Consider the following 15,829-nt stretch of genomic DNA (forward strand, 5'->3'; position numbering starts at 1 on the left):
AAATATGATACATTCTTCTTTATTAATACAGAGAGGGAAGTGTTTTAGATGTTATCAAAAGTAAGTAAGTTTGCAACGAATACGTTCTTAGTATGGATGCTTATTGTAGCTGTTATTGGTTTTATATTTCCAATGCAACTTTCTACTTTAAGTAATTGGGTACCTTATTTACTAGGAATTGTTATGCTAGGTATGGGATTAACCATAGACCCCAAAGATTTTAAAATCATATTTCAAGCACCTAGATCTGTAATCATTGGTGTGGTTTTGCAGTATACGATTATGCCTTTAAGTGCATTTTTAATTGTTAAACTGTTTCATTTGCCTCCAGAAATTGCAATTGGTGTGATTTTAGTTGGATGTTGTCCAGGTGGTACATCTAGTAACGTTATGAGTTACTTAGCAAATGCAAATGTTGCATTGTCAGTAGCTATCACAAGTGTTTCAACATTACTAGCACCATTTTTAACACCAGCTTTAATATATTTATTTGCGCATGAATGGTTACAAGTTTCATTTATCAGTATGTTTTGGTCAGTCGTTCAAGTGATTTTAATACCAATAATCATTGGGTTTGTACTGCAAAAACTGTTCAAGACATTTGCTGACAAGACTGCCACTGCATTACCAATCGTTTCCGTTGTAGCTATTTCATTAATACTTGCATCTGTAGTTGGTAGTAGTAAAGCACAAATTTTAGCCACAGGATTGCTTATTTTTGCGGTTGTCATTCTTCATAATTTGATTGGCTATATACTTGGTTATACATTTGCCAAAATCCTAAAATTAGACCGACCGGACAAAAAGGAAGTATCGATAGAGGTAGGTATGCAAAATTCAGGGCTAGCAGTTTCTTTAGCTACAGTACATTTTAACCCATTATCTGCAGTTCCGGGAGCCGTGTTCAGCTTAATACATAATATTACAGGTCCAATACTTGCAAAATACTGGAATAAAAGGTAAGTATCATTGATTTTAAGATAAAATTAATATGAAGTTCTAAACTAAGAGGAAAACATTAATTTTTTCGTGTTTTTCTCTTAGTTTATATTATCTCTGTCTTTGATAGGCTAGAGAAGTATAAAATATGATACACTGACAATAATTTGATTCAATTTTGTTAAATTATAGGAGGGGAAATGTATGTATCGTGCTGTGATATTTGATTTTGATGGTACAATTATAGATACAGAAAAGCACTTGTTTGAAATAATAAATAAACATTTAAATCATTATGGTTTGGAAGAAGTTAGTTTAGATTTTTATCGTCAATCTATTGGGGGATTGGCTTCAGAATTGCATCAGTATCTAGAAGACCAACTAGGACAAGAACGTAAAGAAAAAATATATCAAGAGCATAATGAAACGAGTATAAATTTACCGATAGTTACACATATGAAACAACTTATGGATTATTGTAAAGTGCGCCATATACCCATGGCTATTGCGACAAGTAGTTTTAGAAACGATATTCAACCAACGTTTGATCAATTAGGATTAGATGCGTATATTGATGTTGTTGTTGGACGAGAGGATGTAGAAGAAATAAAGCCAAGTCCCGAACTATATTTAACAGCAGTTCAAAGATTAAACTATAATCCTGTTAATTGTTTAGCTATAGAAGACTCAGTCAATGGGGCAACTGCAGCGGTGAATGCTGGTTTAGATGTTATTGTAAATACGAATGATATGACGGAAAAACAAGATTTTAGTAACATAGTATATTTAGATAAAGACATATCAGGTACAGCTATCATTGAAAAATATTTTGAAAAAAGTAGAGGCTAACGTATGAATGGTTATTTAATTTTATTTTTTTTAGGAGGCCCAATTGTTTTAGCAATAGGAAATTTAGTTTTAGGACCTATTTTTAATAAAAAAGTCCCCTTAAAAATACAATTCCGGTCATTTATGGTTGGAAGTCTTATTTACTTATTGGGAGCTTTGGCCTTATATTATCTTATTTTACAAAATCAATTTTAATTTAAAACCCCTTATTTTGACATTGGAAAATGCTTCAATAAGGGGTTTTATAATATCGAAATGAAAAATGATAGTCTATTTTAAAAATTGAAGTATTAGTGTCACAATAACTAATACGAGTAATATAGAATCAATACCTACCATAATTGCAAAACGTGGATTTTTTTCTCCAGCAGCTTTAGATTTTTTTACAGCTTTTAAATTAGGGATTAAACTTACACTTAGTAAAATGATAACAACAATACCAATGAAAATACTCATGATTTATCACCACCATTTTTATGAGTATCGATATATTCCCAGATATACCCTGCAATGATACCAATAATCAATCCGGTTATGATACCGATTTTTAAAGCAGAAAACATAGCGCTGATTATGATTGCAATTAGTAGTGAAATAGGTAATGTAATACCAAATTTATATTTTCGCTCTGGTGAATTTACAATAGTAAAAATTAAGTAATATAGTATCCCAAATACAACAATCGTTAGTAAACTTTTTAGCATTAAATTTCCGGCAGAAACATCACTATCGCTAAAATAATTGATTAGGAAAAATAATATACCAAATATAATTGAAACTGTGATTGTACGTTTCAATAGATGTTTATTCATATTGAACTCCTTTATAATAAAATCTATTGAGCATTATATCATATAAAATTAGGAACTATAACTTCATGAACGTTAGACTCTAGCTCATCATTACAATAACGCAAGTTGTAGTCAATGTACTTTACTTTTTTGATATTGCTTATGGTCGTTTAAATAAGCATAGAACAAGCCTATTACTAAACCGCCTCCGATATAATTGCCGATACCTGCCCCCAGCAAATTGATTAAAGCAGGCATGGCTGAAAGTACATCACTTTGGTAAACGACTCCACCTGCGAATAATACGGTAAAACAACGTGTTCGTAACCCATAAATGCGAAAATGGATACACCAAACATCATGACAAACATTTTTGCCAAAACATCATCAATTTGCATAGCTATGACAAGCGATATATTTATAAAGAAATTAGCAAAAATACCTTTTATAAGAATGGCAACAAAACCTGCCGTTAGTGTTTTATGATCAATTGTAGCTTCTAATTGTTGCATCATCTCAGGTGTCATAATGTCTGAGGAACGAATCAATAAGAAGAACACCAATCCACCTAAGGCATTACCAATAAAACAGAGTACAAATATTTTAAAAACGCGGATTGGCGAAATGACGCGATAATACAGTCCAACTGTAAAATACATAAAGTTACTCGTTAATAATTCGGAATTTGTAAAAAGTATTAACACTAAAGCAAAACTAAATGCAATTGCCCCGACTAAATTTGCAACGCCCATTGGAATATCAGAGGCTAATGAAGCTTTAATGAGCAATACAAAAACTGTAATCACACCTAAAATAAAACCAGCCATTATGGCACGTAATAGATAACGTTTTAAATAAAAACTTTGTAAAATATCTTTGGCACGAATTGTCTCTACGACATGATGAACCCACGCTTTACCATAAAAAACTTTATCCCATTTAATATTTTTTTCGTTCAAAACTTTATCCTCACTTTCTATTAATTAAAAATAGTATACTATGTTACAGTATTTTTGTGAAATAATTCACAAAATAATCACAATTAAATAGTGACACTCAATTAACTAAAGATAGTATTTAATTGCTCTCTATCATATTGAAATGAAAATTTACATTGCGTTTTCTCTAAAAGTAATCTAAAATAAAAACATATGTAAGGGCTTACATAAATGAAAAATAATTGTTTTAATTTTTAGAATTTATAGTATAATAGCGTCATAATAAGTGAATTATTTTCACTTATATTTGAATGAGATGGGGTTTGAATGATGAATGAGAATAACGAATTACAAAGGGGACTAGGTGCACGTCAAATGCGGATGATAGCACTTGGTGGAACGATTGGTGTCGGACTCTTTATGGGGGCGACAAGTACGATTAAATGGACAGGGCCTTCAGTAATATTTGCCTATTTAATAGCTGGGCTGTTTTTATTTTTAGTGATGAGAGCTATGGGGGAAATGGTATATTTACACCCGACTTCAGGTTCTTTTGCAAACTTTGCAAGTGATTACATAAATCCAGTTGCTGGTTATCTGACAGCATGGAGTAATATTTTCCAATGGGTTGTTGTAGGTATGAGTGAGGTTATCGCCGTTGGAGAATATATGAATTATTGGTTTCCTGATTTACCACAATGGATACCAGGTATTATAGTTGTATTATTGTTGGCTGGTGCTAACTTAGTATCAGTTAAAGCTTTTGGTGAATTTGAATTTTGGTTTGCAATGATAAAAGTAGTAACTATTATCTTGATGATTATCGCAGGGTTCGGTTTGATTTTCTTTGGACTTGGTAATGGTGGAGAGGCTATAGGTCTTTCTAATTTATGGTCACATGGTGGCTTTATGCCTAATGGTTGGATTGGTTTCTTCTTCGCACTTTCTATTGTAATTGGTTCTTATCAAGGTGTTGAATTAATCGGTATTACTGCTGGTGAAACGAAAGATCCACAAAAAAATATTAAAAGTGCGGTTAATGGTGTTATATGGCGTATATTAATTTTCTATATCGGAGCCATTTTCGTTATTGTAACTGTTTATCCTTGGGATGAATTAGGAAACATTGGCAGTCCATTTGTTGCAACATTTGCAAAAGTGGGTATTACATTTGCTGCTGGACTCATTAACTTTGTAGTTTTGACTGCAGCGATGTCAGGATGTAATTCTGGTATATTTAGCGCTAGTCGAATGACGTTGAACTTATCTCAAAAGGGCATGTTACCTAAATTTTTCCGTAAAGTTATGAAAAATGGTGTTCCTATTTGGACGGTTACTGCAATAGCAATTGGTATTTTAGTTGGTGCGTTATTAAATGTTATTTTGCCTTTATTTATTAAAGGGGCAGATAGTATTTTTGTTTACGTATACAGTGCCTCGATTTTACCAGGTATGGTACCGTGGTTTATGATATTAATTAGTCATTTAAGATTCAGAAAAAATCACAGCGAAGAACTCAAAAATCATCCTTTTAAAATGCCAGGCGGCGCAATAACAAATTATATTACAATGGCGTTCTTTATCATGGTGTTAATCGGCATGCTATTTAATAAAGAAACAGTTGTTTCAGTTGTTATTGGTATCGTGTTCTTAGGTTTTATGACATTGTTCTATTATCTAAAAGGCTATCATAAATTAAGTGATGATCAGCAACTTTAAAAAATATAATAACACATCAATTTGTCAGCAATATTAAGTAGTCATAAATGATACATTTTTTTGTATCATTTATGACTTTTTTTTGTATATCCGTCATTATGTTGGTACACTTACATAAATGCTTTTACAAAAATTTAACAATAGAAAAATACTCACTCAAAACTCGTGCTTTAGAATAAAGTTGAGGTCATAATACATATCTAAAGGAGTTATTATATGAAAATACTTAATAAACTAGCTACTGCTACGATTGCAGGGACAATCATTGCCGGTTCATCATTAGGGAGTGTACAAGGGACTTATGCTGCAGGGAAAAAAGATGAGTCTAAAGATTCAAATCAGAATGCTGATGTAGCTTATATGGGTAATACAAAAAATCCTAAAAACGTTATCTTTTTAGTCGGTGACGGTATGGGACCTTCGTATAATTCTGCTTATCGTTATTTTGCAGATAATCCAGATACTAAAGAAATGGATCAGACCGCTTTTGATAAATATCTAATAGGGAGTCAACGTACAAACCCTAATGATCCAAAAGAAAATGTTACTGATTCAGCAGCTGGTGCAACAGCATTTAGTTCAGGACAAAAAACGTATAATGGAGCTATAGGCGTCGATGCTAATAAAAATAATGTTAAAACAGTATTAGAACAAGCTAAAGAAAATGGTAAATCAACTGGTCTCGTATCTACGGCTGAAATTACAGATGCTACGCCTGCTGCATACGCATCACACGTTGATGATCGTGATAAAAAGGATGAAATTGCTAAACAATTTTACAATGATAAAATTAATGGCAAGCATAAAGTCGATGTACTACTAGGTGGTGGTGCTGAGTATTTTGGGAAAGACAATGGCAATTTAAAAAACAAATTTAAAAAAGATGGTTACGATGTGGTTACAAATAAAAACGAACTACAAAATTCCAAAAGTAAACAAGTATTAGGATTATTTGCAGATAATGATATGCCATTACAGATAGACGCACCAGACAAAAATCCAAAATTAGTGGATATGACTGATAGTGCCGTAAATAAATTAAAACAAAACGACAAAGGATTCTTTTTAATGGTTGAGGGCGCTTCTATAGATAAATCAGGGCATCCAAATGATGTAACTGGGGTAATGTCAGAAATGTCTGGATTTGAAAAATCATTTGAATATGCTATGAATTATGCAAAAGAAAATCCAGATACACTTGTGGTAGCTACTGCAGATCATTCTACAGGTGGTATGTCTATTGCGAAAGGTAAAGATTACGTTTGGAACCCAGATGCCATTCACCAAATGAAACATTCAGGTAAATATATGACTGAAGAAATTAGCAAAGGCAAAAATGTGGAGAAAGTCATTAAAGATGGTTACGGTTTTGAAGTCTCAGAAGATCAAATGAATAAAATAAAAGATGAAGCTAAAAAACTTAAAGATCTTAAAAAAGATGAAAAAGCATATGAAAGTCAATTACAAAAGGTTCAAGATGCTGTACAAAAACCAATTAATGACAAATCAAATACTGGTTGGACTACTAATGGTCATACAGGAGAAGATGTAAATACTTATGCATATGGCCCTGGTAGTGATAAATTTAAAGGAAATATTGATAATACTGATAATGCCAAAAATATTTTCGACTTTTTTCAAAACGATGTAAAGTAAGCAACTAGCAAATAAATAGTGTTAGCGATAGATTAAAAACGAGAACGACATAGAAATNNNATTTCTATGTCGTTCTCGTTTATGATGTTATTTAAAAAGTGATGGCAGCAATGATTTAGTGTTTAAACTGGATTTTAGACAAATGTTTACGATAATTATCAAGTGCCATTTTAGACTGTGTGATTGAGTCTAACGAACGTTGATAATTTAAAGCAATAAATCGATAATAAAGAATATCTACCGTAAAAAGTTGTGCAAACAATGATGTTGTTGCGGCCATGCGTAGTTCATTCTCATCAGTTTGACCATAAATTAAAGTATAATCAGATATTTTAGCTACAGGATTATTATTCGAGCTTGAAATCGTGATGATAGGTATATTATAGTCAGTTGCAACTTTTGCCATAGATTGCATTTCACTATGACTACCTTGGTTGGTTACAAAAATAATACAATCTTGTTCATCATGAGTAGCCATGGTAGTCATTAATAAATGCGTTTCTTGTATTAAGCGCACATTTAAACCAATCCGAGATAATTTTTGATATAAATCTGTAACAATAACGAGTGATGCCCCATAACCAAATAAAAATATGGTACGCGCATGTTTTAATGTGTCACAGATGTCATCGATGTGATGTTGTTCAATTTGTGAAGCAACACAACTCATTGTATCTGTTGCTCGGGCTAACATTTTAGACTTGATAATATCGACGGATTCATTATCAATTAATTCCATATGATTATTGTTGATTGCATCTTCAGGCAAATAACGTGAAATTGTAATTTTAAGTTCTTGAAACCCTTTTTCTGTTATTTTCTTGCTAAAACGTACAATGGATGCTGTACTTGTATTAATTTCATTTGAAAGGTCTTGGACAGACATATTAATGATACGATGAGGTTCGTTTAAAATAAAATCAGCAATTTTTTTTTCACTTTTTGTAAAAGTTTCATATATATTATCAATTTTATAAAGTACGTTGGTCATAGTTTAACCACCTAAGTTATCAGATTCTCTCATTGATTTTGTTGTACCTAAAAAGAAGGTGAAGAGGAAACCACCGATGTAAGCAGCGATTAATCCTGCAATGTATCCTAAGTACATATGATCTGAAATCAAAGGTAACAATGAAATACCACTTGGTCCAATAGCGGTAGCACCGATGTGTCCAATACCACCAATCACTGCACCACCAATACCGCCACCAATACATGCGGTAAAGAATGGTCTACCAAGAGGTAACGTGACCCCATAAATCAAGGGCTCGCCAATACCAAGGAAACCGACAGGCAGTGCACCTTTAATTGCATTTCTCAAAGTAGTATTTTTCTTACATCTTACCCAAAGCGCTAATGCAGCACCAACTTGCCCTGCACCTGCCATAGCAGCAATTGGTAGTAAGTAAGTAGCACCAGATTGATTAATCATCTCAATATGAATAGGCGTAAATATATGATGTAATCCTAACATAACTAATGGTAGGAAGAAAGCACCAATAATAAAGCCACTAAAGACGCCACCAATATTAATAACACCATTCACTACGGATACTAAACCGTCAGAAACAAAACCAGCTAAAGGCATAATGATAAAGATTGTTGATAATCCGATAACAAACAAAGTAATCGTAGGTGTTACGATAATATCAATGGCATTTGGTACAATTTTATGTAATCTCTTTTCTACGAGACTCAATAACCAAACAGCAAAGATAACACCGATAATACCACCTTGTCCTGCTTGTAAAGGTTCGCCTGTAAAAATATTAGTGATCATATTTTCTTCTGTTAAACCTGTTAGTAATGTCGTTCCTCCAATAACACCACCTAAACCTGGTGTCGCACCAAATTCTTTAGCAGCATTGATACCAGTGAAAATGGCTAAATATGCTAACATACCATCTTTAATTACGTTAAAAACAGTAACAAGTTGCGTAATCCATGCGCCAGATATGACCTCTGCAGCTAGTAAGTTGCTTAAAACTGCAGCAATACCACCGATTAAACCTGCACCAATAAATGCTGGAATCAATGGGATGAATATATTAGCGATTGTTTTTAATAATTTATTGAATTTGCCACGTTTTTGTTTACTTTGAAAAGCGGCTTTGTTTTCTTTGGCTCTTGCTTCAGTTTCTGCTTTATAATCTTTAGTTTGGTGAGGGATGGTTTCACCTAAACGCACACCACTCATTTCAGATATATGAGCAGCTACCTTATTAACTGTGCCAGGTCCAACGACTACTTGTACACGGTCGTCTTTGACAACGCCCATTACACCTTCTGTCGATTTTAATTTATCATAGTTAACTTTATTTTCATCGTGCACCTTAATTCTTACACGCGTCATGCAATTTATAACATTTTCCATGTTCTCTAAACCGCCAACTGCATTTACAATACTTTCTGCAAGTTTTTGTTCTTTAGACATCATAAAACCCTCCTATATACATAAATTATTTTAAGTATTTGGTTTAATTTTTGATTGCTTGCTTAACGATGTGATTATTTTTTTCTAAACGCTGTTGTGCATCTGCTTTTGATGTATCACACATATGCATAACGATAGCAACTTTAAGGTTATGATCTGCAGCATGATATAGTTTTTCAGATTGTTGATAAGAAATGTCGCAGATATCTTGTATAATGCGTATGGAACGGTCAATTAATTTTTGATTTGTAGCTTTTACATCAACCATGAGGTTATCATAAACTTTACCGGCGCCAACCATTGTGATTGTTGAAATCATATTAAGCATTAATTTCTGAGCTGTTCCAGATTTTAATCTTGTAGAACCTGTTAAGACTTCAGGACCTACATTAACTTCAATTGCATTTTTAGCTATGCTACTTATTTTAGTGTTTGAATTGCATGAAATTGAAACAGTATGTGCACCAATGTGATTCGCATACTTTAATCCGCCGATAACATAAGGTGTATTACCACTAGCAGCAATACCGATTAAAACGTCTTTTTCATTAAGGTGAATATGATGTAAATCTTCTTCAGCCAAGGAGGTACTATCTTCAGCACCTTCAACAGCAACAGTCATGGCTCTTTGTCCTCCTGCAATTAATCCAATGACTTCATCTGGAGACGTATTGAATGTGGGCACACATTCAGCAGCATCAAGCACCCCCAACCTTCCACTTGTTCCAGCACCGATATAAATAATTCGACCACCAGCTCTAAATTGTTTTGTAGTGATTTCTATGACTTTAGTCAAGTCTGGTATGACTTTTCTAATTTGTTGTGGGACTTTTTGATCTTCATCATTCATTGTTTTAAGAATTTCTGTTATAGACATCTCATCTAAATGCATTGTCGCTTTATTTCTAGATTCAGTAGTTAAATCACTCATAAATTTCTACTCCCTTGTTTTTATAATAAATTTAAATGTATCATTGGGCTTCATACAACGAATCAATCTGCGCTCAGCTTCACAAATTTCACCTATAACATTAACGTGAGGATGCGCTGGTAAGTCAGTTTTCAAAAGTTGTAATTCTCCTTGATAACGTCCGTTCAGTTTATTATCGATGGTAACTGTACCAGTGTTTCGAACTGTTGTATTATAAGCATTAATTTCACTTGTACAATAGTGTCTAGCTTCTTGTGAGCGAATTACATCTTGCGGGTTGTCTGGTCGTACAGTGTGAGGTTGCTGTAATATCTTAGTTGCTTGGATATCTAATAAATCAATTGTGAGTGTGAAAGTTCTATGGCATAATACATTCATTAATTGTTCGTCTAGTGGTGCGCTAATTTTAGTATCACCAATCAAAATTTGTGTTGTCAGATGATCTAATAATAGCTGTGCACTTTCAATAGGGTGGTGTGCTCTCGTTGATTCTATGGTTGGTAAACCTTTAAAAAGGGGGCCACGTTTTGTAGTGCCTGGAATAAAACCGAAGATCGTTGCGTTTGGATTATACTTTAAAATTAGTGAGTTTTGAATATGAACAAATTCAGTTGTTAGACCTGTATCTGGCCGTGGATAATAGTTATGGCAATAGCATAAGTGTGTAAAATCATCTAGTTTTTCATAAAGCTGTTGAAGTAGTGATTCAGAAAGTATGCTGGCATTTAAGCAACAGTGAAAACCATGTTGGATAATGTCATTAATAATTTCTATAGAAGTACTGTGATCAATACGAATCATAAATTGCGCATGATGATATGATTGCAAGAATTCATAAAAAGATTGATCCAGCAATGAAGGATTGATATCAATCATATACGTAAGTTGTTCGTCTGATAAATAATTTAAAAGTTCTCCCAAATAGCGATATTTAGATGTTTCGTCTTCCTCTGGAATTTGTACAGATGTGAAAATGGTCGTATATCCCAAAGCAATCATTCGTCTAATATATGATTTATCAATGGGTTGTCCTAAATAAATAGAAAAGCCATGCATTGTTATCACTCCTATATTGCTGTAATCGATTTCATTTTACAACACATGAAAAAGTATTACAATTTTAATTTTAAAAAAATGTCATTTTGAAATATTATTACAAAAACGCTTGCAATAACTTTTGTGTTTCCAATAATTGATTTTGTAAGGTATCGAGGTACTTAATTGTATTTCCAATAGTGAGTTCTTCAATGGGGTTGGTGTCATGGGTTAAAAGGAATTGGTAATAATTATAATGGGGCAAAGAAAATCGTTGTAAGCTGATGTCTGAAAACACGATAAGTTCGTCTTTAATAAACTGTTGGATATCTTGTTTGTACTGTGCTTTCTTTTTATTTTGAGTAACGATAGCAAACTTATAAGTTTCAATTAAGTTTAATAGTTGGTTAATGCGTTGAGCGAGTTGATGAAATTCTAAATTATACATAAAATGCATCCTTTCTTAAAAAAATTTAAAATGATGAATATGATTTTCTGATTTTGTTAAGCATGGTAGGATATACACTATAAAATTAAAAATGAACTTAAAGGGGCTATTAAAAAAATGGAAAAAACAAAATATCGTTTTAAAGATATTGTATGGAAAGACTTTTTCCTTATTGCGATTTTAATTGTAAGTATGATTGTTTTTACAGTGATTGGTATTTTATTTAGTTTTGTTTTTGTAGATCATTTAACAGAAAAAATAGTGATCAAAATAAGTGTGGTTGTACAACTGCTATCATACGTAGTTACTGTGTTTAGCTTTTATTTTTTACATACCAAGGACTTTAAAATGAATTTGAAGAGAAATATAGCATTTATAAAGCAGCATTATTTATTTCTTATCATCGTGACGATTGTTATGATGGTTTGTAGTGGAATTTATAACATGGTGATGCAAATGTTACCCAATGGTATTGGGTTTAATGAAACTCAAAATGAATTAGAACTAATGAATTTATTTGATCAGCCGTCATTTTTACCGTTTACATTTTTGTTAATTGTAATTGGTGCACCATTAGTGGAGGAAATATTTTTTAGACATTTACTGATAGGTGAATTAGGGAAAAAATTTAATGCTATTGTAATGGGGGTTATTTCAGCCATTCTATTTTCACTAATGCATGTGATGGGAGCGGAATCTCCATTAGAAATAGGAAGTTATTTAATTTTAGCGATTGCTATGGTCTATGCATACATCAAATCAGGTTTTAAACTCATTGCAAGTGTAAGTATTCATATGCTCAATAATTTAATCTCATTTGTTTTTACGCTAATTACGTTATATACATAATGGACAAGGTTGAAAAAATCCCACTGAGTTTTTTTAGGACTCAGTGGGATTTAAAAATTGTTGATAGTTATTGATAGTAATATCTTGTGTTTTTATTTTTTTCTCAAATGAATATGAAATATCATGGATATCAACAATAGGTATTTCATTAGTTTTACCGAGACCAATTTCAAAAATAACTGCTTTCCATAATCCGTCTGTACATAATAAGCCTATAAAAATTACATTTTCAGTCATAATCTCATTATTTTTATTATACTCCATAGCCATCACATTTCTTTCGGTACAATAGATTAAGACTTCTGAAAAAATGGGCGGCAAGTCAACATGTGTTTGTTGATTGAATTTAATATATCGGTCTAGCTTTTTAAGCGCCCGTCTCATTTTCGTATAAGGTAAATTTAAACATTTTTTAATAATTGCGTTTATCTCTTCTTTATATGGAAGTGTAGTATATGATTGACTTTCATTCAATACTAAGAATAAAGCGGTGAGTTGTTTATCAGTTAATTCGAGCTCATAACTATTTGGCGTCTCTTGGAGTTGATAACCACCTAATTTTCCATGTTTTGCTAGAATTTTTACTCCCTGATCTTCTAAATCTTGAATATCTCTTAAAATTGTACGTTTCGATACATTTAAGTCTGTCGCGAGTTCTGAAGCGGTAATTTGCTTATTTTGTTGTATGGCTTGTACCAATTTATTTTGCCTTTCGCGTTTATTCATTAGAAAGTCACCTCCCAAATGATTACATATTACATTCATTATAGCATAAAAGTGACAATGACGACATTTATAAAGTTTTAAAAAAAGTTATAGAAAACGCTTACATTTTTTAGTTGTTTATGTTAGTATAATAATTAGTAACAAGGGGGTAGCGAAAAGATGACAAAGGGGTAGGCTATTACATATAGTTTTGTTAACATCTTTTTCGTACGAGTTACTAAGCAAACATCTTCAATATTTATTACTTACTTTCCTTTCTATAAGAGGCTGGGGCAATTAAATTGTCTCAGCCTCTTATCATTTTATTGAATATCATACTTATCGGTATAGAATAATGAAATCATTTATCGGACGATAGTGAATCGAATAGTTTGTTACCGTAATTATATTTATATGATAAAATAAAACAAATTATACATATGAAATAATTAAAATGAAAAAATTTAGTGATTCGCTTAAAGAGGAGGTCGCAAATGAATAAAGAAACATTATTAGATATAGATAATTTAGTTAGAGATTGGTTAACAACATTAGATGATATTATCCCACAATTAATAAAACAAATGGTTACTTCAACGAAAAAAAATCGATTTGATTTAGTGACTAATGTAGATAAATCTATTCAACAAAATTTTGAGCAATTTTTACAGCAACATTTTCCAAATCACCAACTTTTTGCGGAAGAAAAATCGAATGAAGGTATTCAAGCAAAAAAGGGTCATGTATGGGTCATGGATCCGATTGATGGTACTACAAATTTAGTTAAGCAACAGGAAGATTATTGCATTATATTAGGCTACTTTGTGGATGGTGAACCTACGTTGTCATACATTTATGATTATCCACACGGCAAGCTTTATAAAGCTATCAAGGGCCAAGGCGCATATATGAATGGTAAATTATTGCAACAGCCAGAAGATCTAAAATTAGAAGACGCGATTATTTCATTTAATACTTTGGTAATGAATGATGATACGATTCATGATTTAAATGATGCTTCATTTGGATATCGTTTCATTGGTTCATGTGGCTTAGATTCTGTGCGCGTAATTTTAGGACAATTTGGCGCACATGTAAATACAAATCCTAAACCATGGGATATCGCTGCACAGTTTTTATTCGCTGAAGAATTGGGATTGACAATGACGACGTTAAATAATTCAACTATAGATTTTGCGAAAGCGGGGCCATTTATTATAAGTAACAAAGCTTGTCATAAAGAAATGTTGACGATTCTAAATTCAGGATCTGGGTATCAAAAATAATTATTTTAAAATATTAATTATTTAACAATAGGTCTTAAGCACCATGTTCATTAAATAATTTTACTATATAATCTATAATTAATTGAAATAGAAAATCGAATATAGAATGGAGAATGAAAAAGGTGAATCGTTCTAACGAATATAATAAAAAGAAAATGGGGTTGCCCGCAAAAGTATTTTTGTGGTTTTTGGGTTTATTGTTAATTTTAGCAATTTTAGCCGTTGTGTATTTAGGTTTTAAAATATTTTCTGTCGGTGGTGCAATACATAATCCATTGGATAGGGATAAGTCATCTTTGAGGGAAAAAGAAGCCAACCTTAATAATGGAGATCCATTTACGATTGCTTTATTTGGTGTAGATTCAGATGCCAAAAGAGCTGCTAATGGCGGAGGACAGCGTAGTGATACGATTATGGTATTGTCTATCAACCCAGAGAAGAAATCTACTGAAATTGTGAGTATACCTAGAGATACTCAAGCAGATATCGTAGGTAAAGGTACAACTGAAAAAATAAATCATGCATACGCGTATGGTGGTCCTGACATGGCAGTGAAATCAGTAGAAAAACTATTGAATGTGCCGATAGATCACTATGCAACGATAGACATGGATGGAATGAAAGATATGATAGATACTGTTGGAGGTATTGATGTCACTAGTAACGCTACCTTCTCATATGATGGATTCCAATTTAATGAAGGACAAAAGTCTCGAATGGATGGAAAAGAAGCAATGGCGTTTATAAGAAGTCGTAAAGAAGAAGGTGCTGGTGGCGACTTTGGAAGACAAGAACGTCAACAATTAGTTATACAAGGTCTTGCCAACAAATTGACAAGTATCAGTTCAGTAACGCATTTTAACTCGTTGATGAATCACGTTGAAGATAATGTAAAAACTGATTTGACTTTAGGTGAGTTGAACAAAGTTAGAGGTAATTATAAAGATGCAAATGATAATGTTCACCGCCATCAATTAGAAGGTCAAGGTGGCATACAAGATGATGGTCTATATTATTTTGTACCTAGCCAAAGTTCATTATCTGAAATAGAAAGCGATATAAAAGATAATTTAGGTATCTAATTTAATAAATACACGCAACCACTGTATTGGTTGCGTGTATTTTATTTTTGTCACTAAAATAATAATTTTCAGAGAGAATATTTAACACTATAAATTAAAACTTATATTAAACAGTTAAAAATCAGTGGAAAGCCTTAACATTTTATTGATTTACATATACAATATAA

Annotated in this window: 16 protein-coding genes and 1 pseudogene; 8 read left to right on the top strand and 9 right to left on the bottom strand. The window is 32.3% G+C overall.

The features are described 5' to 3' along the window. The first annotated feature begins 48 nt into the window (after window positions 1–48). From KA883_RS11905 to KA883_RS11915, 3 genes are all read left to right on the top strand, one after another. On the top strand, window positions 49–963 hold the full coding sequence (locus KA883_RS11905; protein ID WP_210139998.1) for a bile acid:sodium symporter family protein: 915 nt from the start codon (window positions 49–51) through the stop codon (window positions 961–963). 180 nt (window positions 964–1,143) lie between these two features. Then, entirely contained in the window at window positions 1,144–1,788 is a 645-nt protein-coding gene (locus tag KA883_RS11910; protein ID WP_210139999.1) for an HAD family hydrolase, read from the top strand. A 3-nt stretch (window positions 1,789–1,791) separates the two neighbouring features. Then, window positions 1,792–1,983: a hypothetical protein gene (locus KA883_RS11915; RefSeq protein WP_046208493.1), complete on the top strand. Its 192-nt coding sequence runs from the start codon at window positions 1,792–1,794 to the stop codon at window positions 1,981–1,983. Between the two features lie 75 nt (window positions 1,984–2,058). Here KA883_RS11915 and KA883_RS11920 read toward each other — a convergent pair whose 3' ends face one another. From KA883_RS11920 to KA883_RS11930, 3 genes and pseudogenes are all read right to left on the bottom strand, one after another. Continuing rightward, window positions 2,059–2,244, bottom strand: coding sequence for a hypothetical protein (locus KA883_RS11920; RefSeq protein WP_046208492.1), 186 nt, complete (start codon window positions 2,242–2,244; stop codon window positions 2,059–2,061). Then, the gene (locus KA883_RS11925; RefSeq protein WP_046208491.1) at window positions 2,241–2,600 is read right to left on the bottom strand and encodes an SND2/TMEM208 family protein; all 360 of its coding nucleotides are present in this window, start codon (window positions 2,598–2,600) and stop codon (window positions 2,241–2,243) included. Before KA883_RS11925 ends, KA883_RS11920 begins: the two co-directional genes overlap by 4 nt. A 111-nt stretch (window positions 2,601–2,711) precedes the next feature. Then, window positions 2,712–3,538: pseudogene (locus KA883_RS11930) on the bottom strand (formate/nitrite transporter family protein). 309 nt (window positions 3,539–3,847) lie between these two features. Here KA883_RS11930 and KA883_RS11935 point away from each other — a divergent pair. Further along, on the top strand, window positions 3,848–5,236 hold the full coding sequence (locus tag KA883_RS11935; RefSeq protein ID WP_046208490.1) for an amino acid permease: 1,389 nt from the start codon (window positions 3,848–3,850) through the stop codon (window positions 5,234–5,236). Between the two features lie 216 nt (window positions 5,237–5,452). Continuing rightward, a complete protein-coding gene (locus KA883_RS11940) occupies window positions 5,453–6,892 on the top strand; it encodes an alkaline phosphatase (RefSeq protein WP_046208489.1) in 1,440 nt (479 codons plus the stop codon). Window positions 6,893–7,007: 115 nt separating this feature from the next. Here KA883_RS11940 and KA883_RS11945 read toward each other — a convergent pair whose 3' ends face one another. From KA883_RS11945 to KA883_RS11965, 5 genes are all read right to left on the bottom strand, one after another. After that, window positions 7,008–7,883, bottom strand: coding sequence for a MurR/RpiR family transcriptional regulator (locus tag KA883_RS11945; protein ID WP_046208488.1), 876 nt, complete (start codon window positions 7,881–7,883; stop codon window positions 7,008–7,010). Between the two features lie 3 nt (window positions 7,884–7,886). Continuing rightward, window positions 7,887–9,326: a PTS transporter subunit EIIC gene (locus tag KA883_RS11950; protein ID WP_046208487.1), complete on the bottom strand. Its 1,440-nt coding sequence runs from the start codon at window positions 9,324–9,326 to the stop codon at window positions 7,887–7,889. Between the two features lie 43 nt (window positions 9,327–9,369). After that, window positions 9,370–10,257, bottom strand: a complete 888-nt coding sequence (gene murQ, locus KA883_RS11955; RefSeq protein WP_046208486.1) for an N-acetylmuramic acid 6-phosphate etherase — start codon at window positions 10,255–10,257, stop codon at window positions 9,370–9,372. A 6-nt stretch (window positions 10,258–10,263) separates the two neighbouring features. Then, complete coding sequence (locus tag KA883_RS11960) at window positions 10,264–11,313, bottom strand: MupG family TIM beta-alpha barrel fold protein (protein ID WP_046208485.1); 1,050 nt, start codon at window positions 11,311–11,313, stop codon at window positions 10,264–10,266. Between the two features lie 97 nt (window positions 11,314–11,410). Then, on the bottom strand, window positions 11,411–11,740 hold the full coding sequence (locus tag KA883_RS11965) for a hypothetical protein (RefSeq protein WP_046208484.1): 330 nt from the start codon (window positions 11,738–11,740) through the stop codon (window positions 11,411–11,413). 117 nt (window positions 11,741–11,857) lie between these two features. Between KA883_RS11965 and KA883_RS11970 the strand changes: the two genes are divergently transcribed. After that, complete coding sequence (locus KA883_RS11970; RefSeq protein WP_046208483.1) at window positions 11,858–12,589, top strand: CPBP family intramembrane glutamic endopeptidase; 732 nt, start codon at window positions 11,858–11,860, stop codon at window positions 12,587–12,589. Window positions 12,590–12,622: 33 nt separating this feature from the next. On the opposite strand, the gene KA883_RS11975 is transcribed toward KA883_RS11970, so the two are convergent. Next, on the bottom strand, window positions 12,623–13,315 hold the full coding sequence (locus KA883_RS11975) for a helix-turn-helix transcriptional regulator (RefSeq protein WP_046208482.1): 693 nt from the start codon (window positions 13,313–13,315) through the stop codon (window positions 12,623–12,625). A gap of 473 nt (window positions 13,316–13,788) precedes the next feature. Between KA883_RS11975 and KA883_RS11980 the strand changes: the two genes are divergently transcribed. Then, window positions 13,789–14,580 carry an inositol monophosphatase family protein gene (locus KA883_RS11980; protein WP_046208481.1) on the top strand — a complete coding sequence of 264 codons (792 nt, stop codon included), beginning with the start codon at window positions 13,789–13,791 and terminating at the stop codon, window positions 14,578–14,580. A 113-nt stretch (window positions 14,581–14,693) separates the two neighbouring features. Then, the gene (locus tag KA883_RS11985; RefSeq protein WP_225792135.1) at window positions 14,694–15,662 is read left to right on the top strand and encodes an LCP family glycopolymer transferase; all 969 of its coding nucleotides are present in this window, start codon (window positions 14,694–14,696) and stop codon (window positions 15,660–15,662) included. Window positions 15,663–15,829 lie beyond the last annotated feature (167 nt).

The organism is Staphylococcus sp. GDY8P54P (assembly GCF_017892645.1).
Classification (GTDB): Bacteria; Bacillota; Bacilli; order Staphylococcales; family Staphylococcaceae; genus Staphylococcus; species Staphylococcus ureilyticus.

What these genes read in the sequence shown, in the direction of transcription:
- KA883_RS11905 (WP_210139998.1), top strand. Translation starts at nt 49, where the DNA reads ATGTTATCAAAAGTAAGTAAGTTTGCAACGAATACGTTCTTAGTATGG.
- KA883_RS11910 (WP_210139999.1), top strand. Translation starts at nt 1,144, where the DNA reads ATGTATCGTGCTGTGATATTTGATTTTGATGGTACAATTATAGATACA.
- KA883_RS11915 (WP_046208493.1), top strand. Translation starts at nt 1,792, where the DNA reads ATGAATGGTTATTTAATTTTATTTTTTTTAGGAGGCCCAATTGTTTTA.
- KA883_RS11920 (WP_046208492.1), bottom strand. Translation starts at nt 2,244, where the DNA reads ATGAGTATTTTCATTGGTATTGTTGTTATCATTTTACTAAGTGTAAGT.
- KA883_RS11925 (WP_046208491.1), bottom strand. Translation starts at nt 2,600, where the DNA reads ATGAATAAACATCTATTGAAACGTACAATCACAGTTTCAATTATATTT.
- KA883_RS11935 (WP_046208490.1), top strand. Translation starts at nt 3,848, where the DNA reads ATGAATGAGAATAACGAATTACAAAGGGGACTAGGTGCACGTCAAATG.
- KA883_RS11940 (WP_046208489.1), top strand. Translation starts at nt 5,453, where the DNA reads ATGAAAATACTTAATAAACTAGCTACTGCTACGATTGCAGGGACAATC.
- KA883_RS11945 (WP_046208488.1), bottom strand. Translation starts at nt 7,883, where the DNA reads ATGACCAACGTACTTTATAAAATTGATAATATATATGAAACTTTTACA.
- KA883_RS11950 (WP_046208487.1), bottom strand. Translation starts at nt 9,326, where the DNA reads ATGTCTAAAGAACAAAAACTTGCAGAAAGTATTGTAAATGCAGTTGGC.
- murQ (WP_046208486.1), bottom strand. Translation starts at nt 10,257, where the DNA reads ATGAGTGATTTAACTACTGAATCTAGAAATAAAGCGACAATGCATTTA.
- KA883_RS11960 (WP_046208485.1), bottom strand. Translation starts at nt 11,313, where the DNA reads ATGCATGGCTTTTCTATTTATTTAGGACAACCCATTGATAAATCATAT.
- KA883_RS11965 (WP_046208484.1), bottom strand. Translation starts at nt 11,740, where the DNA reads ATGTATAATTTAGAATTTCATCAACTCGCTCAACGCATTAACCAACTA.
- KA883_RS11970 (WP_046208483.1), top strand. Translation starts at nt 11,858, where the DNA reads ATGGAAAAAACAAAATATCGTTTTAAAGATATTGTATGGAAAGACTTT.
- KA883_RS11975 (WP_046208482.1), bottom strand. Translation starts at nt 13,315, where the DNA reads ATGAATAAACGCGAAAGGCAAAATAAATTGGTACAAGCCATACAACAA.
- KA883_RS11980 (WP_046208481.1), top strand. Translation starts at nt 13,789, where the DNA reads ATGAATAAAGAAACATTATTAGATATAGATAATTTAGTTAGAGATTGG.
- KA883_RS11985 (WP_225792135.1), top strand. Translation starts at nt 14,694, where the DNA reads ATGAAAAAGGTGAATCGTTCTAACGAATATAATAAAAAGAAAATGGGG.